This is a genomic window from Xanthobacter pollutisoli, assembly GCF_040044995.1.
In the GTDB taxonomy this organism is placed as follows: domain Bacteria; phylum Pseudomonadota; class Alphaproteobacteria; order Rhizobiales; family Xanthobacteraceae; genus Xanthobacter.
This window is the reverse complement of record NZ_JBDZDP010000006.1, coordinates 227565-247457: the sequence shown is the minus strand read 5'-3', so window position 1 is coordinate 247457 and position 19893 is coordinate 227565. Positions and strand designations below refer to the sequence as shown.

The 19893-nt window shown below is 65.6% G+C and carries 26 protein-coding genes; 7 read left to right on the top strand and 19 right to left on the bottom strand.

Annotation, left to right across the window (positions count from 1 at the left end):
- Positions 1-103: 103 nt before the first annotated feature.
- Both ABLE93_RS14835 and ABLE93_RS14830 read right to left on the bottom strand, forming a co-directional pair.
- Positions 104-337 carry a DUF6538 domain-containing protein gene (locus ABLE93_RS14835; protein WP_348840607.1) on the bottom strand — a complete coding sequence of 78 codons (234 nt, stop codon included), beginning with the start codon at positions 335-337 and terminating at the stop codon, positions 104-106.
- 858 nt (positions 338-1195) lie between these two features.
- On the bottom strand, positions 1196-1621 hold the full coding sequence (locus ABLE93_RS14830) for a terminase small subunit (RefSeq protein ID WP_348840606.1): 426 nt from the start codon (positions 1619-1621) through the stop codon (positions 1196-1198).
- Positions 1622-1703: 82 nt separating this feature from the next.
- On the opposite strand from ABLE93_RS14830, the gene ABLE93_RS14825 reads away from it, so the two are divergent.
- Positions 1704-1922, top strand: coding sequence for a hypothetical protein (locus ABLE93_RS14825; RefSeq protein ID WP_348840605.1), 219 nt, complete (start codon positions 1704-1706; stop codon positions 1920-1922).
- An 80-nt stretch (positions 1923-2002) separates the two neighbouring features.
- On the opposite strand, the gene ABLE93_RS14820 is transcribed toward ABLE93_RS14825, so the two are convergent.
- The 15 genes from ABLE93_RS14820 to ABLE93_RS14750 form a co-directional block, all read right to left on the bottom strand.
- Positions 2003-5647: a hypothetical protein gene (locus ABLE93_RS14820; RefSeq protein WP_348840604.1), complete on the bottom strand. Its 3645-nt coding sequence runs from the start codon at positions 5645-5647 to the stop codon at positions 2003-2005.
- Between the two features lie 2 nt (positions 5648-5649).
- A complete protein-coding gene (locus ABLE93_RS14815; RefSeq protein WP_348840603.1) occupies positions 5650-6807 on the bottom strand; it encodes a hypothetical protein in 1158 nt (385 codons plus the stop codon).
- Between the two features lie 3 nt (positions 6808-6810).
- Positions 6811-6999 carry a YlcI/YnfO family protein gene (locus ABLE93_RS14810; RefSeq protein ID WP_348840602.1) on the bottom strand — a complete coding sequence of 63 codons (189 nt, stop codon included), beginning with the start codon at positions 6997-6999 and terminating at the stop codon, positions 6811-6813.
- Between the two features lie 114 nt (positions 7000-7113).
- The gene (locus tag ABLE93_RS14805) at positions 7114-7527 is read right to left on the bottom strand and encodes a hypothetical protein (RefSeq protein ID WP_348840601.1); all 414 of its coding nucleotides are present in this window, start codon (positions 7525-7527) and stop codon (positions 7114-7116) included.
- Between the two features lie 375 nt (positions 7528-7902).
- On the bottom strand, positions 7903-10026 hold the full coding sequence (locus ABLE93_RS14800) for an AAA family ATPase (protein ID WP_348840600.1): 2124 nt from the start codon (positions 10024-10026) through the stop codon (positions 7903-7905).
- On the bottom strand, positions 10023-10298 hold the full coding sequence (locus tag ABLE93_RS14795; RefSeq protein WP_348840599.1) for a hypothetical protein: 276 nt from the start codon (positions 10296-10298) through the stop codon (positions 10023-10025). Before ABLE93_RS14795 ends, ABLE93_RS14800 begins: the two co-directional genes overlap by 4 nt.
- Complete coding sequence (locus ABLE93_RS14790; RefSeq protein ID WP_348840598.1) at positions 10295-10684, bottom strand: hypothetical protein; 390 nt, start codon at positions 10682-10684, stop codon at positions 10295-10297. Before ABLE93_RS14790 ends, ABLE93_RS14795 begins: the two co-directional genes overlap by 4 nt.
- Positions 10681-10932: a hypothetical protein gene (locus tag ABLE93_RS14785; protein ID WP_348840597.1), complete on the bottom strand. Its 252-nt coding sequence runs from the start codon at positions 10930-10932 to the stop codon at positions 10681-10683. Before ABLE93_RS14785 ends, ABLE93_RS14790 begins: the two co-directional genes overlap by 4 nt.
- Positions 10929-11216, bottom strand: a complete 288-nt coding sequence (locus tag ABLE93_RS14780; protein ID WP_348840596.1) for a winged helix domain-containing protein — start codon at positions 11214-11216, stop codon at positions 10929-10931. Before ABLE93_RS14780 ends, ABLE93_RS14785 begins: the two co-directional genes overlap by 4 nt.
- A 271-nt stretch (positions 11217-11487) precedes the next feature.
- Positions 11488-11730, bottom strand: coding sequence for a helix-turn-helix domain-containing protein (locus tag ABLE93_RS14775; protein WP_348840595.1), 243 nt, complete (start codon positions 11728-11730; stop codon positions 11488-11490).
- A gap of 266 nt (positions 11731-11996) precedes the next feature.
- On the bottom strand, positions 11997-12527 hold the full coding sequence (locus ABLE93_RS14770; RefSeq protein ID WP_348840594.1) for a hypothetical protein: 531 nt from the start codon (positions 12525-12527) through the stop codon (positions 11997-11999).
- The gene (locus ABLE93_RS14765; RefSeq protein WP_348840593.1) at positions 12524-13243 is read right to left on the bottom strand and encodes a hypothetical protein; all 720 of its coding nucleotides are present in this window, start codon (positions 13241-13243) and stop codon (positions 12524-12526) included. Before ABLE93_RS14765 ends, ABLE93_RS14770 begins: the two co-directional genes overlap by 4 nt.
- Positions 13236-13625, bottom strand: coding sequence for a twin-arginine translocation signal domain-containing protein (locus ABLE93_RS14760; RefSeq protein ID WP_348840592.1), 390 nt, complete (start codon positions 13623-13625; stop codon positions 13236-13238). The genes ABLE93_RS14765 and ABLE93_RS14760 overlap by 8 nt, the downstream gene beginning before the upstream one ends.
- Positions 13618-14091 carry a twin-arginine translocation signal domain-containing protein gene (locus tag ABLE93_RS14755; protein WP_348840591.1) on the bottom strand — a complete coding sequence of 158 codons (474 nt, stop codon included), beginning with the start codon at positions 14089-14091 and terminating at the stop codon, positions 13618-13620. Before ABLE93_RS14755 ends, ABLE93_RS14760 begins: the two co-directional genes overlap by 8 nt.
- A gap of 56 nt (positions 14092-14147) precedes the next feature.
- Positions 14148-14735, bottom strand: coding sequence for a hypothetical protein (locus tag ABLE93_RS14750; RefSeq protein WP_348840590.1), 588 nt, complete (start codon positions 14733-14735; stop codon positions 14148-14150).
- Between the two features lie 82 nt (positions 14736-14817).
- Between ABLE93_RS14750 and ABLE93_RS14745 the strand changes: the two genes are divergently transcribed.
- The 4 genes from ABLE93_RS14745 (at position 14818) to ABLE93_RS14735 (ending at position 16867) form a co-directional block, all read left to right on the top strand.
- Complete coding sequence (locus ABLE93_RS14745; RefSeq protein WP_348840589.1) at positions 14818-15075, top strand: helix-turn-helix domain-containing protein; 258 nt, start codon at positions 14818-14820, stop codon at positions 15073-15075.
- Between the two features lie 52 nt (positions 15076-15127).
- Positions 15128-15442 carry a helix-turn-helix domain-containing protein gene (locus tag ABLE93_RS26990; protein ID WP_510183029.1) on the top strand — a complete coding sequence of 105 codons (315 nt, stop codon included), beginning with the start codon at positions 15128-15130 and terminating at the stop codon, positions 15440-15442.
- A 361-nt stretch (positions 15443-15803) separates the two neighbouring features.
- Positions 15804-16112, top strand: coding sequence for a helix-turn-helix domain-containing protein (locus tag ABLE93_RS14740; RefSeq protein ID WP_348840588.1), 309 nt, complete (start codon positions 15804-15806; stop codon positions 16110-16112).
- 149 nt (positions 16113-16261) lie between these two features.
- Entirely contained in the window at positions 16262-16867 is a 606-nt protein-coding gene (locus ABLE93_RS14735; RefSeq protein ID WP_348840587.1) for a class I SAM-dependent methyltransferase, read from the top strand.
- A 29-nt stretch (positions 16868-16896) separates the two neighbouring features.
- Here the strand turns inward: ABLE93_RS14735 and ABLE93_RS14730 are convergent, their stop codons facing one another.
- Positions 16897-17103, bottom strand: a complete 207-nt coding sequence (locus ABLE93_RS14730; protein ID WP_348840586.1) for a hypothetical protein — start codon at positions 17101-17103, stop codon at positions 16897-16899.
- A 568-nt stretch (positions 17104-17671) separates the two neighbouring features.
- Here ABLE93_RS14730 and ABLE93_RS14725 point away from each other — a divergent pair.
- The gene (locus tag ABLE93_RS14725) at positions 17672-18025 is read left to right on the top strand and encodes a hypothetical protein (RefSeq protein ID WP_348840585.1); all 354 of its coding nucleotides are present in this window, start codon (positions 17672-17674) and stop codon (positions 18023-18025) included.
- A 124-nt stretch (positions 18026-18149) separates the two neighbouring features.
- Complete coding sequence (locus ABLE93_RS14720) at positions 18150-18302, top strand: hypothetical protein (RefSeq protein WP_348840584.1); 153 nt, start codon at positions 18150-18152, stop codon at positions 18300-18302.
- A gap of 52 nt (positions 18303-18354) precedes the next feature.
- Here ABLE93_RS14720 and ABLE93_RS14715 read toward each other — a convergent pair whose 3' ends face one another.
- Positions 18355-19854, bottom strand: coding sequence for a sensor domain-containing diguanylate cyclase (locus tag ABLE93_RS14715; protein WP_348840583.1), 1500 nt, complete (start codon positions 19852-19854; stop codon positions 18355-18357).
- Positions 19855-19893: the final 39 nt, after the last annotated feature.

Here is a 19893-nt window from a genome sequence, read left to right as displayed (position 1 = left end):
CGTATCCACGCCCTTCATCCCCAGCCCGCCCGTCGCAACAAAACGACGGACCATGAGCCAAGAGGGGGGTCAAAATTACACGCCGATCCCCCTCACAACGGGGTCAATCTTCCATGCCGAAACACACGAGGTTCGAAGCGGGCGAGCGAGCCTCGGCGAACAGGGCATCGGCTTTCACGCTTTCGACACGCGCCAAGCGGCGTGCCTCAGCGTGGGGGACGTCCCCGAGCGCCTTCCAAATTTCCTTCTTGCCGATTTTGCCTTGGACGTCCGCCGGAACCCGAACGCGAAACGTCCACTTTCCCGCCCGTTTGAAGAGCCTGCTGTCCCTTGCCATTTCGCCGCCTTGTGTAGCAGGCGTGTGTAGCAGGCGACTTCCTAAGCTCTTGATCTTTCGCATCAAACAAGGATTGCAATGCGTTAGGGGAAACTGGCGGAGAGAGAGACCGGCAAACAGAATCGTCAACTAATTGTAATTCATAGATATTTTACGCTTCCTAAATTGCCTGCCCCAGCATTTGCCCCAGCAGTTGACGCGACTTGCAGCGACCGGTGGTGACCGAGCCGGAATGGCTAAGTTATTCTGACGCGGCAACGAGATTGCCGAGTTGCGCACATAGGCGAGGAAGTTTGGGCGATGGACGGCTACCCGGACCACCTGGCACCAGATTTCGACGAGGGAGGCGGGGTTGCGACGCCTTTCCCCGAATGGTGGGCGCGGGTCGCAGCGTCCTTTCCAAATGTTCCCGAGGAGGTCGCCCGCGAATGGCTTCACCGTCATTGGCGCCACTCCCCGTTCGCTTTTCTCAGGTCCGCGGAGCACCGGTTCGATCTGATAGATTGGGATAGCGCCGATCTCCGCTCGATCCGGTGGAACTTCAATAATTTCGCTGAGGACCACGAACCGGCCGTCTCGCATGGTCGCTTCCTAATTGAAGAGCACCATCAACGCTGGCCTACCTATCTAAGTAGCTATCTCGTTGAAACCGGGACTTTCCCGTCCCCACCAATCATAGTCGATAACCGGGATCTCCACATAGTCGACGATATCGAGCCTGGATTTTATCCTGGGGCATATCTCCTCGTCGAAGGGCATCGACGATACGCAATGGCTTCCTACTTGGCGAGTATCGGTGAAATGTGTCCGGCTCTGCCTTTTTGGCTCATGAGGCGTGTATAGACGGAGCTGTCGCCTTCAGCATGCCGAGCCGTCACTGGCCCCATACTCCGCAGTCCAGTCGTCTTCCGACATGGGCTTGTCGCTGATCTCGTGGTGAATGTTCACGTTCTCGCTCTTGTCCACCACGAGCCCGTTCAGCTTCGCCACGTCCATCCAAGCCGCGCGGGCTACCGAGAGGCCAGGCGCTCCACCTTCCTCCTCGGCGGCCTCCGCGATGCGCTTCAGGTTGGCGGTCACGTCAGCCAAGGTGATTTCCGCGCGCATGGCGCCTCTCTCCTGCAATTCGGTGATCCGGGCACGCACGGCCGGCTCGCTCGCCAGCCGGTGGGCGTTCTTCCGATCCGCCCGGAAGCCAGCTTCAGCATAGGCCTCGGCCGCCGCATTCCCTTCGGCCACGAGTTGGGCGAACCGCTCGCGCCGGCCGTTGCGAAGTGGGGCCATGGCTCGCTCCTTCTTTTGATCGACTCCACCTCAGATTGAGCTGGTGGTAGCGTTCCCGCGGTTCATGACGAGGGGGAAGAGAATGAGCGACCCAATATCAGCCGATGACTTTATCGACTTCATGAATATGTTCACCATCGAGCTGTTCGCGGCCATTTATCCGGACCTTCCCAAGGCGGATGCGAAGCTCGAAAAGTTCGCGAGCGGTCTGATGACGATGAGCGACGATATCGACGACGAGCGCCTGCGCGGCCTCTTCAAGCTCCTCGTTGCTCGGCTCGTGGCCACTGAGGCGTCGTAGATTAATAGCGGCAACGCCTCGGGCACGGCGCATGTTGACCACTTCGTTCCTCACCTAAGCACCCTCCCATTTCGCTCGGCTCAATTGCCGTCCGGCGCCACGGCGGCGCGCATGTAGACCCTGGCAAGGCTGAGGGCCTGTCCCGTGGTGGGTTCGCCCTTCACCTGCGCCAGCAGGGCGCGGGCACGTTCGGGATTGAGCATCGCGTCGGTGACGATCTGGTCCACGCTCTGAAGGCCGGCCTGCCGCATGGCCTGGATGACGCGGCCGAGTTGGGCGCCGCCGCCGGCCCCCGCCGCCGCGCCGATGCCACCACCCGCCACGCTCCCCGCCGCCGCGCCGGCGCTGGCGAGGGCTCCGGGCGACAGGATGCGGGAGAGCCAGCTTTCGCCGCTGTTCACCTTGGAGATGCCGTTCAGATCCTGCGCCGTGTTGGAGCCGCCGGGCAGCTTCACCGCCGCAATTGAGCGGTTGGACCGCTTGAGGTCGGCCGCGATGGCCTGCAGGGTCATGATCTCAGGACCGGAAAGCACCTGACGCAGGGCCGGCGTGTTCTGGCGCAGGAACTGCTGGAAGGCGTCCGAGCGCATCATGTCGGTGCCGGACGCCGCGCCCTCGGTGTTCCCGACGAAGCGCAGGTTGACGTAATCGGCAACCGCCTTGCGCAGGCCGTTGCGTGCCTCCTCATTGCCGGCGGTCTCGCGGGCGAGGCGCGTCATCTGCTGCACTGCGTCCTGACGCGAGAAGATGCCGCCGATGATCTTGGACACGTCGGCCGGGTCTTCCACGTTCAGGAGCCGGGCGACGGCGCCTTGCTGGAAGGCGTCCATCTGCTCCTTGCGGGACGTGGCGAGCCGCGCAAGCGTCTCCGACGCCGCCACCGGGTTGGCGAGCATCTGCTCGATCTCAGGCATGGCCCGCAGGGCGTCGGCGTGCTTCTGCCGCCACGCCTGCACCTTGGCGGGGTCGAGCGTGCCGTCTACGGGGCTCTGCGCGGTCTTGCGCAGGGTGGAGAGGGCATATTCGCGGACCTGCGCCACGGCGTTGGGTGCCGCGTTGCGCAGCGCCTGCATGGCCTCATAACCGCGCGGGCCGGGCACGAAGAACCGGCCGGGCACGACAGAGGCTTCCATCTGGAATGGACCGGACGCGCCGCTGCGCTGGATCGCGCCGCCCACCCGTCCGGCGTCGAACGTCTGCGCGCGTTGCTTGGTCGCCTCGCTGGCGGCCTTCAGTCGTCCTGCGGCTCCGGCGTCGAAATTGGGCTGGAGGTCGTTGGGGAGGAAGCCAGAGCCTTGTACGCTTTGATCTCGCGGAGCTGCTCCAGATCCCCTTCCCGGCGAGCCTTGGCCTCCGACCACTGGAGAAACTCGGCCCGGTCCGACGGAGGCATTTCCGCCAGCACTTGCTGCAGCGCTGTCCCCCATTGATACGGTTTTCGCGCGCCGCTCATACCAAGCCTGGGTTTCACGGCGCTGCTTCTCGAGCATCGCCGCCATCGTGTCCTCTTCGGACATCGTGCCGGCCTGCACCGCCTGCTGTTCCATCTCCGCTTTCGCGGCCACGGCGTTCTCAATGTCACGCTCGATGGCACCGCGAAGCTGCGACAGGCGAGCATACACGCGAGTCTGCCCGTTCGTCATCATCTCCTGACGCATGGCGTCCGATACCCGGCTGCGGAGCGCCGTCATCTCGCGGAACGGCACCACATCGGGATACTTCAGGGCGGTGACGATGGTGGCGCGCTCCTCGCCGGCCAGCGGCGCGGCGGACTTCTCCAACCCCTTCACGATGGTCCGAGCCGTGTCGCGCACGCCGGTCGCCGGCAGGTTCAGGTCTCCAGCCGGGTCGACGGCCTGCCACAGGGCGCGCTCGCGCGCCTTGGCCACACTGCGGGCGTCCATGATGCTCTGCCGGATCGCGCCGCCATAGGCCTCCGGCGCACCCTCGCCGCCCAGCCTGCCCGTAGCCTGTCGGGCCGTGGTGGTCGCAGCTTCCAGGGCCTGCCCGGTCTGCTGGTCGAGCGCGGCGAGGTTCTGGCGCAGCACGCCGACCACCTGCTCCGGCGCGCCCTTGGGCTGGATCGCCTCCAGCGCGCCGACGCGGGCCGTATTCTGGTCTGCCCGGCGCATCATGAACTCGGCCGGGTTCTGCGCCGCGCTCGCGCGCTCCAGGGCGCCAAGGCCCATGTCTCCCGTCAGCTGGAAGGTCGTGGGCTCGGAGCCGGCCACCAGATTGCGCGCCACGGCGCCCGGTTCGGTCGGCAGGCCCACCTGTTTCGATGCCGCAGCCGCGTCCAGCGTGTCGCGCACCGCAGCAGGATCGGTCGCCCACTGCTGAAGGCGCTCGCCGGCCACGCGTTCCTGTGTCGCCGGATTGGACAGGCGGAAGTCGCGCCACGCCTGCGGCAGGCCGGCCACGCCGCGCCCGGCCGCCACCGCACCGACACCCACGCCCGCCCCGGCCATGCCGCCGACCGTCTCTGCAAGCGGCTTCCATTGATCCGGGACAACCTGCCCCGCCATCTGCCCGCCGACACCCGCCGCAGCGCCGACACCGGCGTTCACTGCGGCATCGCCAGCCGAGGCCGAGCGGCCGAAGACCTGCCCGAGCGTGTTCATGGCGCCTTCGCCGACCACACCGGCACGGTTCAAGCCGCCCAGTACCGCCTCAGGCGCAAGCATGCCACCCGCACCGGCGCCTGCAGCCCGCGCGAGCTTGTCGCCCATGCTGCCGGCCTGCACCTTGGCAGGGTCGTTCACGCCAACAGTCTCGCCGACACCGGCGAGCCATTGGCTGGAGCCCGGCAGGTTGGGGCGAGCCTGCGGCAGTTCGGCACCGGTCACGGCGTTGATGCCCTGCACGGCCTTGTTCGTGAGCCACGTCGCCGCGTCCACCGGTGCGCCCAAGGTCGAATAGATCGCCTCATTGGCGCCGGCCGTAAGGTTGTTCCACATGCCGGACGGCGGAGCGGGCTGGGCGGGCTGCGGGGGCGAGTTCGGAATGAGGTCGTCGAACAAGCCGGCTCCCGCCTGCTGCTGGGGCGCCGACGGGATCAGATCGTCAAAGAGCCCCGCCTGAGCCTGCTGCCCCACCGGCGGCGCCGGCATGCTCTGCACCGCGCCGTCCTGCCACGGGTGGGCCTGCCCGGGAATGCCCGTCGGCCTGGGCGGGATCGGATCGGCGCCGGGCACAGGGCGGATGGCGCCTTCGATGGCCTGCACACCGGCCGGGCGCGGCTGTTCCGCCGTGTAGGCCATGGGTCCCCCCTGTCGCGGCACGAACTGCACCCCGGAAAGCCCCTGATTGGTGTCGGCCGGACCCATGTCGCGCCCCACCGGCACGTCGAACCGGCCTTCCGGAGCGTTGCGGAATGCGCCACCGGTGTCGTGCACCACGACGGGCACGTTGTTCAGTACATGGCGCTGCCCGCCGGCCTGATAGGTCACTTTGGGGATGGTGTACTCGCGCCCGTAGAGCGCCGGGTTGCCGGCGATGGTCACATAGGGCGCCTGACCGGTGCGGAAGTCCTCCAGCGTGCGCACCATGGCCTGCCCATCCGGGCCGGGCCGAGATGATGCATAGCCACCTTCCATCCGGTCGCCGCCGCGCTGAGGGGAATAGGTCGTGACGCGCGGGGATTGGCCCATCAGGCGCTCCGCGAGGCTCGCGGCGTTGGGGTTGGCGGGCGGAAGGGGCACGAGGTCTTGAAAGGCGTTCTGCATGGTCAAAGCCCCGCGGGGTTCACGCCCATCTGCTGGAGACGCTGGATCACAGCATCGCGGCTCGCCCCGCGCGCGATGGCGGCACGGGCTTGGCCGAGAGGATCGCCCGCGGCCGGAGCGACGGTGCCTACACCCGGAACACTTGCGCCTCCGGGCTGGGTCGCGCCTCCAGTAGGTGCCTGCCCCTGCTGACCGCCCGGCACCATGGCAGCCTGTGCGCGCAGCTTGGCGAGGCCCGTCGTCAACGCGTCCTTGAACTCGCCGAGCGCCGCCTTGTAATCCTGAAGGTTCTGCGCGGTGTTGAGGCGGGCCATGGCGTTCTCAGCCTTGAGGCCCTCCGCCTCCGTGATGGCGCCGCCGCCCTTCAGCATGTTGTACCCTTGGAGGAACACGCCGCCCTTGAGCTGATCCATGCGAGCCTGAACGCGCGCCGCGTCGGCCGACACGTTCGGCAGGCTGGAGGCCAGCGGCCCGAGCATACTCGGCAGGTAGGGATCGGTCGCCAGATCCTCGATTTGCTTGGTGATCTGCCCCGCCATGCCCTCCGCTCCGGGAAGCTGCGCCTGTGCTTCGCCGGCCGCCTTGCCCACGGCGCTCTGCTGCGCAACGCCAGCCACATTCTTCGGGATCGTGGTGATGGGCTGGCGCGTCTGCGGATCGAGCAGCACGAAGTGGGTGCCGGCGTCGACCTTGATCGGGTCTTTGGCGACCGTGACCCCGGCGGGCAGCTTCGGCTGGATCGGGTTCCCGTCCTTTCCCAGCTGGATGATGGTCGGATTGCCGTTGGCGTCCGTTCCCCACACCGGGTTGAGGCCGTAGGTCGGCTGTTCGGCCTTCCCGGCCCGCTGCCGCATGATTTCGATCTTCTGCCGCTCGAAGTCGTTCTGCGTCGCCTGCTGTCCGAGCCTCATGAAGGTGTTCGCGCCCTCCAGATCACCGTTGCCGAGAAGCCGCGTCGCATAGCTCTGGTAGTTCGGCGTCGCCGTCGGGTTGGCTGCCATCTCGGCACCGAGGGCCTTCCGGCTGTCCAACACGTCCTGCTGGCGCCGGGATGCCTGGCCTTGATCGAAGGCTCCCAGCAGCCTGTCCGCATATCCCGCAATCTGCGCGCCCTGATTGGGCTGGACCGGAATGTAGAAGCTCGGGACATCCCAGGCCATCTGTCAGCCCTCCTGCTTCGGGAGCGGCTTCACGGCCGGCGGCGTCACGCCGGCGCGCTCGATGCGCTCGAGGATGGCGCGGCGCGCGAATTCTGCCTGTGTGATGCTCTCGCGGTTCGCGGCCTCGGTAATCGCGGCGTTGAAGCCCTGAGGCCCGCGGATGTTCATGATTTCGGTAAGAGAGCCGGCCATCTGCAAATCTCCAGATCGGCCCATGGTACAGTCTATTAAGTTTGTAATATTGCGATTTATATTGATGGATCGGAGAGTCTAAAAGGTCACAGGAGGTCAGGAGCGGTCGCATCATCAATTTAATTGAAGCTTCCGCGCAATCTCGGCCTCCCGCGCCCGCTCGTCTTCCACGAAGCGCTTCCAGTGTTCGGCCTCGTGCTGCGACATGGCGCACTGGTCGAGCAGGTAGGCGTTCCGCCGGCCGAGGTCGTCCATGCACTCGTGGTGGATCTGGATTTGCTGGCGCAGTCGGTCGCGATCGACGTTCAGCCCGGCCACGAGTTGCTGGAGGGCCTCCACCTGGCCGCCGAGGTCCTGGCAGCGATCCCGGAAGAAATCCGCCAGAGCAGCCCGATCCCTGAGACGCTGGCGATACCGGCGGCGGCGTTCGGAGCGGGCGGTGCGATTGGGGCTACATCGACGCATTTCCATCCAATCCGCAAGCGTGCGTAGGAGGATTTCAAAAAGAGATTTTTGCTTATTCGGCATTACTCACCTCAAACCCGCCGGGAACGCTGCCGATTGCTGCATTCCAACGTGCATGGAGCGGGGTTTATGGTTTGATTTCCGTTGATTAGTTTTTCAAATGCTGGATGCGCCTGGGGTCGTCGCCATTAGGGGCCTTGCGGAGCTTCTCGATATCGAGCGTCGCCATGCATCGTCCTCCAGTGCGGCAGGGATCGTCATTTGTCGTCATGGGGGAATGGGAGAACCTCTTCCCCTTGGTGCACCTGCCACCCACCTCCGGGCGTTGAGCCCCACGTTCCAACGTGGGGGCGCTTCCAACGCCCCTGGGGGTTATAGGGGGTGTGTCTCCCCCAGCCCTTCAAGACCGTTGGAAGGGCGTCGGAATAGCGTTGGAAGTCAGTCGGAAGCATCGCCATTGTCCCTTTTTAGGGCGATGCGGTGCCTCGGTTTGGATGGCGGACCGAACACCTCATTCACGATCCGGCCTTCGGCGAAGAGGTTGTTCATCGCGGTGAGGAAGCCCGACTTGGTGACGCCTTCAGCCTTGGCGTCGCGGCAGAAGACGGACGGCGCGAACGTGCTCGACGGGGAGGATGAGACGTAGCGCCCTTGCGCCGTGTAGGAGCCGAGGAGGTCGAGGAACACCCGTTCGGCACGGATGGCCTCCAGGGCTGCGCTGTTGCCTATGCCGGGCTGTCCGCAGGGCACGAACACGCCCTCCGTCCACCTCACCCGGACTTCGCCGCCGACACGGCCGTAGTTCACCTTCTTGGTGGCCAGCACACGCACGTCCGGATCCGGCTCTGTCACCCGGTCGCCGTCGCGCATCGTGACCCGCTCCAGATAGAGCCGGGAACGCACGCTGTTGGACCATGCCGTGTTGCCGCTGGTGCCCGTGCCGCTGGCCATCCCGGATAGGCTGGGGTGTGCCAGGAGAACGATTGTCGCGCGCCGCCGGATGGCGAGGCCCCGCAATTGCCCGATGAACTGGCGCGCATGAGCGCGGGCGTTCTCTTCGCCGCCGAACAGGTCCGCAAGGGTGTCGAGGACGATCAGGGTATAATTGCCGTGACCCTCTATCCACCGCTCAAGCTCGGCGAAGAGCGGCGTCTCCTTCATCGTTCCGGCGCGGCTATCCGCAACCGAAAGCACCGCGTCCTTTCCCGCAAGGCTGGTGATGTCGAGGTCGGACATCTCAGCCAATTCCAGCCCCTCAAGGGCACAGATCGAGGCAAGGCGACGATGTACCTCGTCAACCTCGTCTTCCGCCGTGAGGAAGAGGGTGGAGCCGCGCGCCACCGGGAGGCCGATCCATTGCGAGCCCGCGGCAGTGGCGACGGCAAGCTGGAGCGCGAGGAGGCTTTTTCCTGTGCCACCGTCACCATAGAGCAGCGTCACGTTCCCGGTCGGGATCATGCCTTCGACGTGCTCCTGCCGGGGCGGGATTGGCTTCCCGGCAAGATCGGCCGCGCATACCACCTCCAGCGGTTCGGCCATCTGTTGTCTATCCCGCCGCATCGATTGCGGCGCCGGAGCCGGGCCGTCAGTGCCGGTGCCGCGCATCTCGTGGCGGTGCTCCTGCCTGTCCGGGACGTCGCGGGGCTTCAGCCGGCCTGCGGCCAACCCGCTCTCGATGGTGGCCAGCACCGGCCGCTCGCCGTCGTCGGCGATGAGGCCGCAGTTGCCGGCCGCCTGCAGAAGCGAGCCGCGCACCGTGTCCTCGTCCACGAGGCCGGCGCCCACGAGCTGCCCCAGGCTGAAGGCGGCGGCGTTGAGCCGGTTGTTGCGCTCGCCGCGCCCGCTCTGCGCCAGGGCCCAGCATTCGCCGGCAATGGCCGTCTGCACGTACCGGTCCGGCGGCGCCTGCCGCTGGCCGCGAAAGTCCACCACATTCGCGGAGCGCTGGGGCGACGAGGATGCAGTTGGCGGATCGAACATCGCATAGAGCCAGTCCGGCGCCTCCGCGAAATGGAAGAAGTCCATGGGATCTTCCATCGCGTAGCTGCGGCCGTCTGAAAGCCGGGAGCCTGGCGCAATGACATAGCCCCCTTCACCGCGCACGTTGATGCCGCGCGCTCCATGAGCGCGGAACCCGCGCTCTGTGTTTGTCATGGGCCGATCGTCGCGCCACCGGAAGAGGATATGGCGCCCGCCGTTGGGTGTGAGATGCGTGTGGGTCCGGATAGGCGGGTGCTGGCTGGCGATGCCCTCCCATGCGGCCATGCCGTCGGGATCGCCTTCCTCCTTCACACCGTCGGGATCGATGGCCCAGACGCCGCTCTCACGCCCCATGGGGACGCCGATGAGCGCGCCCGGCCACCTCGCCCACCACTCCCGAATTTGCGCTTCGTCCGTGGTGGCCTTCAACTTCCACCCGGTGTCCTTAATGTCCTTCCCGGTGTCGTCCTTGTCGCACCCGATCAGTGGCACCTTGGAAAAGCCACGCCGGGGCGTTGGATTGCAGGGGAACACCCTCCAGCCGCGGCGGGCATAGTCGAGGGCGTGGTCGAGAGGTGTCATTCCGCGCCTCCCCAGTCGTCCAGACCCTCGTGGGAGGCAGTCAGGGTCTCGCCATCCGGTACCGGCTCTTCACCGGATCTCAGACGTCTCGCCAGGGCGCGCGCCTCGCGCTCCGTGGCGCAGGAGATGCGGCGGATGAGCCAGCTGCTGCTGGCGAGGCGCTGCACCACCCACCACGGGCCGCCGTCATGCTCGACGGCAAATGTCGTCTCGGCGCTGGCGCGCTCGTGCGAATGGATCGCCGAAGGGGGGAAGCTGACGACGCTGCTCATGCCGCGCTTCCCTTTGCGAAGGTGCTGCGTACCTCAGCTTCCACCGCGCCCATTTGCGGATGCAGCCGGAGGAACCAATCGAAGGTCTCGGCGCAGTCGGCCTCGGTAAGGCTATCCACCTGAGCGGCGGCCGCAGCGGGAAGGACGAGGAACCCACGCATCCGGGCTCCGCCGATGGTCCGGAGCACCGCATAGACCCGCCAGCCTTCTGCCACCGGCGGCGGATTGCCGATGAGGCGGAAGATTTCCACTTCGTGGGTGGACGCCAGACGGACGCGGTGGCGGCGGTCAGGAAAGCGGGCGAAGAAGCGTTCGTCCGCGTTGGTCGTGGATGTGTTCTTGGCGGTCAGGCGCTCGACGCGGCGCTTGATGGCGTGTTCGTTCATCCCCGGACCTCCGACGCCGACGGTGCGGTCCTGTCGAACCCGAGCAGCCCGTCTTGGCGCCAGCGGGAGAGAGTATCCAGGGCGGCAGTTTGGTCATCGCCGCTCCAGACGCAGGAACGGGTGCCGCCCTCGCAGAGGTGGAGGAAATAGCGGCGCCGGCCGATGTCCCGCGGATTTTTGCTGCGGGCGACGGTGCCCGCTTCGAGGATCACGTGGGGCTCTGGATGGAGGTGGACGACGTTGCTCATCGCCGCGCCTCCTCGATCACCTGAACCGGCGAGCGAAGCACGTAGCGGCCATGGGAGCCGCTGTAGGCGCCACCGTGGGCTTCATCGAGCGTCTCGATGGCCAACCCCGCCTTGCGGAGCTTGTGGATGTAATCGCTCCATCGTGGCGCGGGCCGATCAATGGGCGTGCATCCTCGCTCGCCAGCATGGACGAGCTCGTGCAGTGCCCAGGCCATGCGGCCTTTCACAGTGAAAGTCGGCCCCTCTGCATCGAGGCGGAAGGTGACGCGGATCACCTCAGCCATGACGCGCCTCCCGTCCAAGGCCGGCGGCTTCGGCATGCGCAAGGGCGACGCCGAACGGCACGCCGAGCGCGGATGCGAGGCGATGGGCCGCGAGGTGAAGGGTGTCCGGGAGGATCGAAGTCGCCGGCTTCGCGCTGCTTGTGGGCGGCGGACGCTTGCTCGGACGGCGGACGTGGGGTATGGGATTATCCATGATGCTTTTCCGGAAGAGAGGCGTCAGACCAACGAAATCAGCGCCCCGTTGCTCGCCGGCATCGGGGCGTTTTCGATTTCAGGCGGCACGGACCGGAAGCCTCAGGCGCCACGCGTCGAGAGCCTCGCGCAGGATGAGGGTGCGGGTTCCGAACTTCCGCGCCTCCAGGCGCTTCTCGCGGATTTCCTCCTTGAGCTTGGTTTCCCCGATGCCGAGATAGGTCGCGGCGTCCCGGATACCGAGCGCCCCAAAGCCCGGATCGCTCGACTTGCTGTTGCCGGCCTCGGTGGTGGCGAAACCGGTATTCGTGCTGGCGGCCATCGCATCCTCGCTATTTGGCCCGCTGGCGCCGATTGGGCGCACAACGGCGTGTGATGGCGCAAATGGTGTCGGCCACCGAATGAACTTGGAAGACGCCGGGAGAAGACTTGCGCCGCATGCGAGATGACTTGCGCCGCATGCGAGATAGATGCGGCTCTAATCCGGTCGCTCGCGGTCGCACCTGCGGCCCGACTTGCGGCTTTCGCGACGAGACTTGCGGCCCTTTCGGGGCCGTGACGACGCCGCATAAGGAATCATGCCCCAAATCACCCCGGCTCCCACACCCCCACGACGCGCCCGACCAGCTTCTCGGCCGCGTGCTCGGTGGTGAACGGCCCTTCGCTCGCGCCGACGCGCCCGGATCGCAGGGCCGCCTCGGGGTCGCGCGGATCGGCCGGCGGGATCCAATGCCGAGCCATCCAGCAGGTGGTTGGATCGGCGCCCGCCTCCGGCTGCTGCACCCACCCCCCGCCTGGCCGTCGGAAGCGGGTCCGCCCCATCATCTGGCAGAGGGCGAAGGTGCGGCCGCACTCGATCCGCGGATCACGGTAGGCGATCAGGAACAGCTCACCTTGCGCCGGCAGGTGGTCGGCGAGGTCCACCACCGCGAACTCGCCGCGGCGAAGGTGCGGATAGAACGCGTCATCCTTCACCGGGAACGTCATGTGGCCCGGCGGAAGCGTCGGGAGGATCATCAGGGCGCGCAACTCGGGCTGGTGCTCAAATTGGACAGCCGGGATCTGGGGCACAGTGGCGAGGGCGCGGCCGGGCCGGCCGGCTGACGTGCGACGCGTCATGACGTGGTTCCCGTCGTGAGGACGGCGCCGACATCGCGAACGACGCTGAACACCAGCCGCTCGTCGGTGGTAAACCCGCGACCGCATACTGGATTGTTCTTGATGACCTCAGAGATCCACTCCGCTCCGTCGCCCGGCTCGCCGCGGTGGCAGTGCGCAAGAGCTTGAAGCTTTACCCGGAGCCCGGCCGGTGTCGTTGCTGGCGTGGTGGCGATGTTCACGCAAAGCGCGTGGCCGATGAGGGCGAGCCGGTCCAGCTCCTTCATCGCGGCCGTGCAGCCGTTCGCATCACACGCCGCGCGCCGCCCATCTTCCCACCGCTTGAGATCCGCGATCAGCGGCGCCTCGGGATAACGGTCCCCGGAAACGCCCTGGTCCCGCCAGAACTGCACCCGCTGGAGAAGGGCGCCGTATGGCTCGCCATTGAGCCGGTAGCCTTCGCCAGAGCTGAGGAACAGCGGTTCGCCCTGCCAGGAATAGGCGAGCAAGGCGGCAGACGGCGCGGGGCAGGCCCTTGTCGCCTCGTCATAGAGCCGATCTGAGGTTTCATCCGCCACCCGCTCCTGCGCTTGCAGAGCTTCCAGCTCGCGCCCCATGGCGAGCAATTCCGCGTCGGCGGGAGCAGCCTCGGCGGTGGCGCCAAGGCCGGCCACGACCGCGCCAGCAACAGCACCCTTGAGGATGCCGCGCCGAGAAGGAGAACGACGCTCAGACATGGGCGCCTCCCACGCCGAGGGTGCGCAGAGCCTCGGCGATGTTGGTGATGACATGCGAGAGGCCACAGGAGCCCGGCAGAACATCGAGGTCAGGATAGGCAGCGGCGTGCGCCGCATATGCCGCCAGACCTTCGGGCGTTGTCGGCCGGCAGGCGCAGAAGGCCTTCCACAGGCCGTCTTCTTCATCCATCAGGGCGTCGAAGCCGGCGTCCGTGCTGTCCATGGCCATTATGCGCTTGTGGGCGCTGCCGTGGGCCGCGATGGCGGCGAACACCGGATCGGGCTGCAGTGCGGCTGCCGGCATGGCGAGAAGCGCGGCCGCAGCGCCGGTCATGGCGGTGCCCTTCAGCAGGGCGCGACGAGAGGGGCGAGGGTCAGGCATGGGCCGCCTCCCGTGCCGCGAACGCCCGCACCGTGGCACAAAGCCTATCCACCTGTTCCTGGGTCAGGACGCAATCGCCGTACCCATGCGGCTCATCCACCACGTCGATGAGCGCCAAAAGGCCGGCGGCCGTCGCCGGAACCGTGGAAAGGGTGGCGAAGCAGGCTTGCTCCCATTTCGCCAGCCATTCGGCTTCTTCGGCCTTCGCCTCTGGTCCGAGGCACCTTCCGGCATCATAGGCCTCAGAAAAGCCCGTCAACACCTCGCCGAATTCTTCGTAGATGCGCCGCTGCTCGGCGATCAGCGCGAAAATGGGATCGGAGACGGCCGCTTCCGCCTTCGGCAGCACTGCCACCGGAACGGCCAGCGCCGCGACGGTGCCGAGGGCGGCGCTGGCCTTGAGGAAGGAACGCCGGGTGGATGCAGGCATAGGGGCGGCGTTTGCCGCCGCGATGGGCTTCGGCATGGGTAGGCTCCGGGATGTGAGACGTGAAGGAAGGGAGGCGGTGGGCCGCCTTGGGGTCAGGCGATGCGGGCGAGGCGCAGGGCTTCGTCAGCCGCGCGGACCTTGGCGAGGGCCGCGGGGACACCGCCCCACGGAACGACGGCGGTGCGCACCTTCTCGGCGAGGGTGGCGTCGGTGCTGGTGAAGGCGAGCCGGTCGGCGGGGCCGATAAGCCGGCCGAACTCGACGCCGTTGCGCTTTAGGACGAAGCCGGCGCTGTCGCGCTTCGCGGTGTAGGTGGCGGTTATGCCGGCCGCGGCCTTCTCGGCGCGCAGGATGGCCTCGACATTGGCGACGCGCATCAGGTCGCTGGAGCGGTGCTTGCCGGCGGTCCACGACGCCGGCGCGCCGGCCCGGCTGTACTTGGCCGACCGGGAACGGGCCTCGGCGAGGGCGTTCTCCAGTTTCCGGATGACCTCGGCCCGGTGGGCACCGCGCGATACTGCGATATAGCGCTGGAGCACCGCCCAGTCCGTCACGGGGGCATTGCGGGCCTCGTGCCACGCCTGCCGCAGGTGGGCGGCGAAGGCGGGCCGGCTGTAGGGCGCCATTGACTGGCGCAGGAGCGACCAGGCGCGGCGCATCAGGAGGGATTTGTTCAGCATGTGCGGCGTCTCGCATTGAGCGATTTCGTCTGAAGTGATATATATCGCTCATGTTAACCGGTTTCAATAGGATTAACTCACGGTGAGCGAAAAATATCATCCGACGGGCCGTCAGATTGCAGCAGCTCGGACGCTCGCTGGAATTTCCCAGGCGGACCTTGCCGCCTCGGCGCAAATCTCAGTCCCGACGTTGAGGAGAATGGAAGCCAGCGAGGGGCAAGCCTCCGGCATGGCGAACAACGTCGCCGCCGTGATGCGCGCTCTCGAAAAAGCCGGCATCGAGTTCCTGAACCATGGGCAGCCTGGAGTACGTTTGAGGAAGGCCAAGCCTGAGGGGTGAAGAGCCGTACGGCGCGATATTCTAAGCGGCGTCAAAGAGAGCGGAAATCCAAATGAGCCTCACAGCCGAAACCCTGCATGAAGACCGCCCCCTCATCCCCCGGCAGGTGGCGGAGCGCTGGGGATGCTCGGAACGCCACGTCCGAAACCTGATCTCGAACGGCCAACTCGGCCATTTTCGTGTCGGCGAGAGACTGCTCAGGATTCCTGCCGCGGCAGTCGAGGAGTATGAGCGCCGTCAGTCGGTGAAGGCGGTTCCGACCACGGCGCCCAGTTCTCCCGCTGACGCAGTCTCCGCGGCTGTACGGCAGCGCCGACCGGATAGGGGTCTGCTGCGCGCTCTGGCTCGAAGAAAAGCAAAGATTTAGCCATGCCTCAGCAGCGGGCCGCCCGCATATGTCAGCCGCTCCACGCTAGCGCGGGAGCTCGACATAATGTGCTGCTCCGCCCACTCCGGCTATCGAGCGGTTGCGTCCGTTGGCGCTGGACATCGGTGGAACTGGCGCTGGGTTCGCTCGCGCCGCGGCCAGCAGGCACACAAGAGGAAAACTCCTTTATCGTAGGCGCCCGGCGGGCGGCGGAAATAAGGAAGGAGCAGAAGGAGGCCCGGCTCAAAGGTCGGAAGCCAAAATAGCCACATGAACTGATCTTCCACGTCCCGATTGCGCTTGTCGCTCGACGGCCACGATTGCCGCACACGCTGTCCTCTCCTATCGATGGAGACGCACAATGGGCGCCGAACGAATTCAGCCAGAACGCATCCGGGTTGAGAAGGCTGCTTCGATCCTTGGCATTAGCTCCCGTACTGTCCAAGCGATGGCCCTGCGCGGGGAACTTCCGGGAGCGGCCAAGATTGGCGGCTCGTGGACGTTCTGCGAAAGCGCTCTGCGGAAATGGATCGAAGAACGCACGGAGAAGCCTCGCCCGGCACGCTATTCGAACCCGAACAACGATTACAAGTCGTTGAGCGAGCGCAGGATTGAGAAGGCGTACCAGGAAGCGCTAGGTCGGTTTCGGCGACTAGGCAGGGACCGTTAAGCCACGGAGGGTGGCCCCGCACGTAGCCGACAGTTCATAGTCCCGTTGAACGGCGAGCGGCCGGGGTGAGGCTAAGGCAAGATCGAAAACAATGAACGAGATGATCTGAGAATGCGCCCCTGCTTGGGAATTTAGAGTAGAGAGCGACCATGGATGTGACGTATAGCTTGAGCCGCACAGCGCAGCCGACAATGAAACGTCGCGTAGATCTGGACGGGCCTGATTTCTATCCGACGCCTGCGTGGGCGACCCGCGCGCTAATACGGAACGAGGCGTTTGTCGGCGATATTTGGGAACCGGCCTGCGGCGATGGCGCAATGTCGGAGGTGTTGGCGGAAACCGGATGCGAGGTGAGCAGCTCCGACCTCGTAGACCGCGGTTATGGCTCGGTTGGCATCGATTTCCTAACAGCCAACAGGCGCGCTTCCAACATCGTGACGAACCCGCCCTACCACAGCGCCGAGGGCTTCGCTTCTCGGGGGCTTGATCAAGCTAGCAGAAAGGTTTGCCTACTCCTCCGGCTTGCGTTCCTGGAGGGGGGCGCGCGCCATCGGTCACTCTTCGCGACAACTCCGCCGACAAGGGTGTGGGTATTTTCCGAGCGGATCACGTTTTACCCGAAAGGTGCCCCACAGGCCGGCTCGGGCACCGTAGCCTATGCGTGGTTCGTCTGGGATAAAGAAGCACTGGGATCGACTGAATTGCGCTGGTTTCCAGCTGGGACGAAGACCTTAAACCAAAAAAGCCCGGCCTAAGCCGGGCTTCTCCACTATTCTTGGTTATATCAGGAAGGCATTCCGAAGCGCTTCAGCGCCTCTTCCTTGCTGCCCAGGAACTTGCGCTCTTTGAGCACTTCGTTGACGCGGCCGGGATTGACGTCGAAATCGGACGCGATGCGGTTCTGAAATTCGCCTCTCCAATGGCGAGGCCAAATGCGCACCGCGTCTTCAAACGTGAGTTTCGGGGAGGGGCCGCGAGGGTCAGCCTTCATTTTAAACCTCTTTAAAGAGGCCTACGAAGCTTGACAAAAGGGCGCGAATGCGCATGATTGCGCCTGTGAACACGACCTTCCGCAAGGCTTCGTAGGCAGTTGCGGATCATAGAAACCGAGGCCTTGCCGGGCCTCGGTTTTTCTATGGAGAGATTCCCTCTCTACTGTCACGCTCCCATAATCCCCTCCCCAAGTCAAGGATTTGTCGCGCCAATCGCGTGAGAGGTCCGTGGGCGGCGATTTAGAGGTCCAAGCTGTTCGGATAGCTTCTTTTCGCCGTTGGCGCCGAGCGGCCAATTCCGGCGAATTCCAGGCGCTTCGCGTCAAGGTGGAAATAGACCAGTCCCGCCGCGCTTTGCGACCGTCGAATTCGTTACCGCCTGACGTTCCCCCTTAATCCGAGAGCGCCATCGCCGCCGCCCTCGCGCCCCTGGCTGCCCACCGCAGTTGCATGTCGCACTCCTCGGCCGGAATGCGAGCCTGATCCCGATGGACAGGCAGGGAAAGGCGACGCCGGCAATGATCCTCGCTATCCTCAGGGGCACGCGTTGAACAAGGACGGAGCCCCATGGCCCGCAACAAGGATAAGCCCGCTCCCATCATCGAACCGCGCTGCCTGACGCTTCAGCAGGCCGCGGATTACTGCGCCCTCACGCCCGGCGGCTTCGCCGCATGGCAGAAGCAGGGGTTGGTGCCTGGACCGATACCAGGCACAAAGCGATGGGACCGGAAGGCGCTGGACGCCGCCCTCGACAAGGCGAGCGGGCTGCAGCAGCCGGTGGTGGTGAATGAAGATGATCCCTGGGAGGTTTGGCGAAGAGAGAAGGCGGCCAGGGAAGCAGCTAAGACCAGAGGCGGGCAAGCTGAGCCAAGCGCTGCGGCAAAGCGCCGAAGCCGCACTGCGGCTCATTGCCCAGGCTAAAGACGGTCAGCTCCCGGCACACCTTGGCGGCGGAGCGCCGGGACGCGCCACCGCGACCCATGCGGCAGTCCAGCGGCTGCGTTCGTCGGCGCTGGTCCGAGACTGAGGTCCAGAGGGATCCACGATGAGGAAACAACGCGCCCCGAGCAGAGACGAAATCACGCCCACCACGCCGCTGCGCCTGGACGTGGCCGCTGCGCTTGCCTTTCCGGGCGGGAGCATGGGCGCGAGCGGGCCGCGCTGGAAGCTGCACGTGGCCGGCTGGTTATTGAGCTGATAGCGGGTGCTCGTCGAAGTTTGGCCCGCTAGCGAAGTTGGGTTGCGCTGCGCTATCCCCCGGCGGCGGGCTGGCCTTGATCCTCGGGATCAATGAACATCCGATTACGCCCACCCCCCTTTGCCTCATAGAGTGCGCGATCTGCACGGTTGACGAGCTCGGCGAGGGAGGAGGACGGCTCTACTTCGGCCACTGCGGCACCAATGCTGACGGTGACCTGTGTCAATGCCGCCTCCGCTGGGCTCGGAACCATCGAGGCGACCGCGGAACGTATTCGCTCCGCGATGAACGTCGCCCCGGCGCCGTCCGTAGCAGGCAGGATCACGATAAACTCTTCACCTCCGTACCGGGCTACGAAATCGCCCGGCCGCCGCACGGAGCGGACGATCTGTTTCGCAATTCGCGCAATAACTTCGTCGCCAACGCTATGCCCATATCGGTCGTTCACCTTCTTGAAGTGATCGATATCGACGAGCAGGATCGCGAGGCATTCCCGATTGCGGGCGGCACGACGCATCTCGGTCGCGGCGGCAAGGTCGAAGGCCCGGCGGTTTGGCACGCCTGTCAACTGATCTGTGACGGACAGAACCTCGAGTTGCGCCTCCATCTCCTGGCTGTGCATCAATGCCAGTCGAAGCGCCCGGACCAGCAGGATCAGGAGAACGCACATGCCCAGCGTCAGCGCCGACGAGGTCATCGCGCTTTCAATCCATTCGCCCATAGCCGCTTGGGTCGAGATTCCGACCGACAAAAGAAGGGGGAAGCCTGCGATCTGCGTTTGCAAATAGTAGCGGTTCTCGCCATCAAAGACCGATCGGTCCGAGAAAGGCTCGCCAGGCCTCGTCATCATGCGCTGGAAGACCGGCGACGCGGCAACGCTCACGCCCGTGTTTCCCTTCCCGTCCGTCGACGGATGCCGGAGAATGACTGTGCCGTCGCTGCGCGTGAGCGCAATGACGCTCCTGGACCCGAGATCCACATTGTCCAGCAGCAGTTGAAAAAACGCGATGCGCAGCGCGGCGATGACCACGCCATCGAAGCTGCCCCCCGGCCCGGAAATTCTACGGCTCAAAGCAATGCTGGGGTCGCCCGCCCGCAAGCGGCTTTCGAACGGGGCGCTCACATAGGTGCCGCGTGACCCGTCCATCTGCGCGGTAAAGTAATCACGATCAGCGAAGTTGCCGACCCGCGGCGGCACCGAGCCGGAATCATAGACGATGGACCCGTCTCGGTTGAGCACGAGCATGGATCCGAGGAACTGCGCGCCGGCTGCCCGATCGAACAACACCATCTGGCGGAGTTCAGGAGAAATATCGCTTAGACCCGAGGTCGCCACCGCCTCCTCCGCCCCGCGCAGAGAGAGGTCGAGCAGGCTAAGGTTTCGGCTGATGCTCGACGAGAGCGTGTTAAGTGCATTTTCGCCCGAGCGCAGCGCGAGCTGCCAAGTGGCCTGGTAGGAACGCCACAGCGTCAGGGCCTGTGCTGCGATAATGACCGCGACGAGCCCGCCCACGATCAGCGGCACGTACCCGCCAGCAATGAGCCGCCGCATACTCATTCTATCCGGCCCTCTGGCTTCCCTGACGCCTTC

What these genes read in the sequence shown, in the direction of transcription:
- ABLE93_RS14835 (WP_348840607.1), bottom strand. Translation starts at nt 337, where the DNA reads ATGGCAAGGGACAGCAGGCTCTTCAAACGGGCGGGAAAGTGGACGTTT.
- ABLE93_RS14830 (WP_348840606.1), bottom strand. Translation starts at nt 1,621, where the DNA reads ATGGCCCCACTTCGCAACGGCCGGCGCGAGCGGTTCGCCCAACTCGTG.
- ABLE93_RS14825 (WP_348840605.1), top strand. Translation starts at nt 1,704, where the DNA reads ATGAGCGACCCAATATCAGCCGATGACTTTATCGACTTCATGAATATG.
- ABLE93_RS14820 (WP_348840604.1), bottom strand. Translation starts at nt 5,647, where the DNA reads ATGCAGAACGCCTTTCAAGACCTCGTGCCCCTTCCGCCCGCCAACCCC.
- ABLE93_RS14815 (WP_348840603.1), bottom strand. Translation starts at nt 6,807, where the DNA reads ATGGCCTGGGATGTCCCGAGCTTCTACATTCCGGTCCAGCCCAATCAG.
- ABLE93_RS14810 (WP_348840602.1), bottom strand. Translation starts at nt 6,999, where the DNA reads ATGGCCGGCTCTCTTACCGAAATCATGAACATCCGCGGGCCTCAGGGC.
- ABLE93_RS14805 (WP_348840601.1), bottom strand. Translation starts at nt 7,527, where the DNA reads ATGCCGAATAAGCAAAAATCTCTTTTTGAAATCCTCCTACGCACGCTT.
- ABLE93_RS14800 (WP_348840600.1), bottom strand. Translation starts at nt 10,026, where the DNA reads ATGACACCTCTCGACCACGCCCTCGACTATGCCCGCCGCGGCTGGAGG.
- ABLE93_RS14795 (WP_348840599.1), bottom strand. Translation starts at nt 10,298, where the DNA reads ATGAGCAGCGTCGTCAGCTTCCCCCCTTCGGCGATCCATTCGCACGAG.
- ABLE93_RS14790 (WP_348840598.1), bottom strand. Translation starts at nt 10,684, where the DNA reads ATGAACGAACACGCCATCAAGCGCCGCGTCGAGCGCCTGACCGCCAAG.
- ABLE93_RS14785 (WP_348840597.1), bottom strand. Translation starts at nt 10,932, where the DNA reads ATGAGCAACGTCGTCCACCTCCATCCAGAGCCCCACGTGATCCTCGAA.
- ABLE93_RS14780 (WP_348840596.1), bottom strand. Translation starts at nt 11,216, where the DNA reads ATGGCTGAGGTGATCCGCGTCACCTTCCGCCTCGATGCAGAGGGGCCG.
- ABLE93_RS14775 (WP_348840595.1), bottom strand. Translation starts at nt 11,730, where the DNA reads ATGGCCGCCAGCACGAATACCGGTTTCGCCACCACCGAGGCCGGCAAC.
- ABLE93_RS14770 (WP_348840594.1), bottom strand. Translation starts at nt 12,527, where the DNA reads ATGACGCGTCGCACGTCAGCCGGCCGGCCCGGCCGCGCCCTCGCCACT.
- ABLE93_RS14765 (WP_348840593.1), bottom strand. Translation starts at nt 13,243, where the DNA reads ATGTCTGAGCGTCGTTCTCCTTCTCGGCGCGGCATCCTCAAGGGTGCT.
- ABLE93_RS14760 (WP_348840592.1), bottom strand. Translation starts at nt 13,625, where the DNA reads ATGCCTGACCCTCGCCCCTCTCGTCGCGCCCTGCTGAAGGGCACCGCC.
- ABLE93_RS14755 (WP_348840591.1), bottom strand. Translation starts at nt 14,091, where the DNA reads ATGCCGAAGCCCATCGCGGCGGCAAACGCCGCCCCTATGCCTGCATCC.
- ABLE93_RS14750 (WP_348840590.1), bottom strand. Translation starts at nt 14,735, where the DNA reads ATGCTGAACAAATCCCTCCTGATGCGCCGCGCCTGGTCGCTCCTGCGC.
- ABLE93_RS26990 (WP_510183029.1), top strand. Translation starts at nt 15,128, where the DNA reads ATGAGCCTCACAGCCGAAACCCTGCATGAAGACCGCCCCCTCATCCCC.
- ABLE93_RS14740 (WP_348840588.1), top strand. Translation starts at nt 15,804, where the DNA reads ATGGGCGCCGAACGAATTCAGCCAGAACGCATCCGGGTTGAGAAGGCT.
- ABLE93_RS14735 (WP_348840587.1), top strand. Translation starts at nt 16,262, where the DNA reads ATGGATGTGACGTATAGCTTGAGCCGCACAGCGCAGCCGACAATGAAA.
- ABLE93_RS14730 (WP_348840586.1), bottom strand. Translation starts at nt 17,103, where the DNA reads ATGAAGGCTGACCCTCGCGGCCCCTCCCCGAAACTCACGTTTGAAGAC.
- ABLE93_RS14725 (WP_348840585.1), top strand. Translation starts at nt 17,672, where the DNA reads ATGGCCCGCAACAAGGATAAGCCCGCTCCCATCATCGAACCGCGCTGC.
- ABLE93_RS14720 (WP_348840584.1), top strand. Translation starts at nt 18,150, where the DNA reads ATGAGGAAACAACGCGCCCCGAGCAGAGACGAAATCACGCCCACCACG.
- ABLE93_RS14715 (WP_348840583.1), bottom strand. Translation starts at nt 19,854, where the DNA reads ATGCGGCGGCTCATTGCTGGCGGGTACGTGCCGCTGATCGTGGGCGGG.